The organism is Sneathia sp. DSM 16631 (assembly GCF_014892235.1).
In the GTDB taxonomy this organism is placed as follows: Bacteria; Fusobacteriota; Fusobacteriia; order Fusobacteriales; family Leptotrichiaceae; genus Sneathia; species Sneathia vaginalis.
The window spans coordinates 1-1,997 of sequence record NZ_JADBHL010000032.1; the positions used below are offsets into that span (position 1 = coordinate 1).

The 1,997-nt window shown below is 29.1% G+C and carries 2 protein-coding genes and 1 tRNA gene; all 3 read left to right on the forward strand.

The annotated features are described in order from the left end of the window. Positions 1-90 precede the first annotated feature (90 nt). The 3 genes from IMK15_RS06270 to spoVG all read left to right on the forward strand — a co-directional run bounded on the left by IMK15_RS06270 (position 91) and on the right by spoVG (position 1,914). A tRNA-Asn gene (locus tag IMK15_RS06270) sits at positions 91-167 on the forward strand. A gap of 31 nt (positions 168-198) precedes the next feature. After that, positions 199-1,533 carry an aminopeptidase C gene (locus IMK15_RS06275; protein ID WP_192942282.1) on the forward strand — a complete coding sequence of 445 codons (1,335 nt, stop codon included), beginning with the start codon at positions 199-201 and terminating at the stop codon, positions 1,531-1,533. Positions 1,534-1,641: 108 nt separating this feature from the next. Next, entirely contained in the window at positions 1,642-1,914 is a 273-nt protein-coding gene (gene spoVG, locus IMK15_RS06280) for a septation regulator SpoVG (protein WP_046328275.1), read from the forward strand. Positions 1,915-1,997 lie beyond the last annotated feature (83 nt).

The window sequence follows — 1,997 nt, forward strand, 5'->3', positions numbered from 1 at the left end:
ACATACCGAACCTAGAAGTTAAGCCTGTAAACGCCTACAATACTCAGTAATGGGGAAGATTGGTAACTGCCAAGTTTTGTTTTAATGTGTGTCTTCGTAGCTCAGCAGGTTAGAGCATTTGGCTGTTAACCAAAGGGTCGTTGGTTCGAATCCATCCGAGGACGCCATTTTTTTAATATTTTTAGAAAGAAGGTAAATATGGAAAGAATAGATTTTAATGATATCGAAAGATATGCTCTTTCATATGAACAAAAAGGTTTAAAAGTTTTACAAAATTCTGTACACAAAAACGGAATTAATAATGCTACTTTTAATGCTGAAGCACAAATAAAGGATCAACATGTTTATTCAGTTGATATTAAAACAGGAGCTGTTGCAAATCAAAGACAATCAGGTAGATGTTGGATGTTTGCTGCACTTAATACATTTAGACATAAGTTGAATAAAGATTACAAGTTAAAGGATTTTGAATTATCACAAACTTATACATTCTTCTTTGATAAATTAGAAAAATCAAACTATTTCTTGGAAAATATTTTAAAAACTCTAGATGAAGACCTAGATTCAAGACTAGTACACTTCTTACTTGCAACACCTCAACAAGATGGTGGACAATGGGATATGTTAGCTTCAATTATTGAAAAATATGGTATAGTTCCTAAATATGCAATGCCTGAAGCATTTCATAGTACAAGTTCTATGAGATTAGATGACTTATTAAACAAGAAATTAAGAAAATCTGCTCAAATATTAAGAAGTCTACATGAAGAAGGTAAATCAGTTGATGAATTAAGAAAACTTAAAGATGAAATATTAGATGAAATATATTCATTCTTAGTTGTTTCATTAGGTAAACCACCTAAAGCATTTACATTTGAATATGAAGATAAAGATGGTAAATTCCATAGAGATGAAAATATTACACCAAAAGAATTCTTTAATAAATATGTTGGTATAGATTTAAATGATTACATCAGCTTAATAAATGCACCAACAAAGGATAAACCTTATCACAAGACTTTCACTGTTGACTATTTAGGAAATGTATTAGGTGGAAGACAAGTTAAGTACTTAAATGTTACTATGGAAGAATTAAAACAAGCTGCAATATCTCAATTACAAGATGGTGTTACTGTTTGGTTTGGTTGCGATGTAGGACAAAGTTCTGATAGACAATTAGGAATAATGGACTTAAATATATTTGAAGTAGATAAGAGTCTTGGAATTGATTTCTCAATGCCTAAAGAAATATCACTAGACTATTGTGAAAGTTTAATGACACATGCTATGGTATTATCAGGAGTAAATATATTAAACGAAAAACCAACACGTTGGAAAGTTGAAAATAGCTGGGGAGATCAACCAGGTAACAAAGGATACTTTGTAATGTCAGACGAATGGATGGATAAATATACATATCAAGTTGTAGTTAACAAGAAATATTTACCAGAAAATTTAAGAAAGTTAATTGAACAAGAACCTATAGTATTAAAACCATGGGACCCTATGGGATCACTTGCTTTAATGAAATAGAGTTAAAAAATATGTAACTTAATGATTTTTAAAATACATCTTGCTTTTTAGAAAAATAAAGGTATACTTTTAATAACAGAAACATTTATTAAAAGTGAGGTACACGAAATGACTATTACAGATGTTAGAATTAGAGTCGTTAAAAACACTGAAGGAGAGCTTAAATTAAAAGCTTATGCAGATGTAACATTTGATGATTGCTTTGTTGTTCATGGATTGAAGATTATAGAAGGGCAAAATGGGCTATTTATTGCTATGCCTTCTAAGAAGATTGGTAATGGTGAATTTAAAGATATTGTTCACCCAATACAACCAGAATTTAGAAATCATATTACAGAAGTTATACTTAAAAAATATGAAGAAGAAAAAAATAAAGATTAATATTCTTTAGAACAAAGTGAATACATCTAGTATTAATAATACTGGGTGTATTTTTTTTTTTTTTTTTTTTTTTTTTTTTTTTT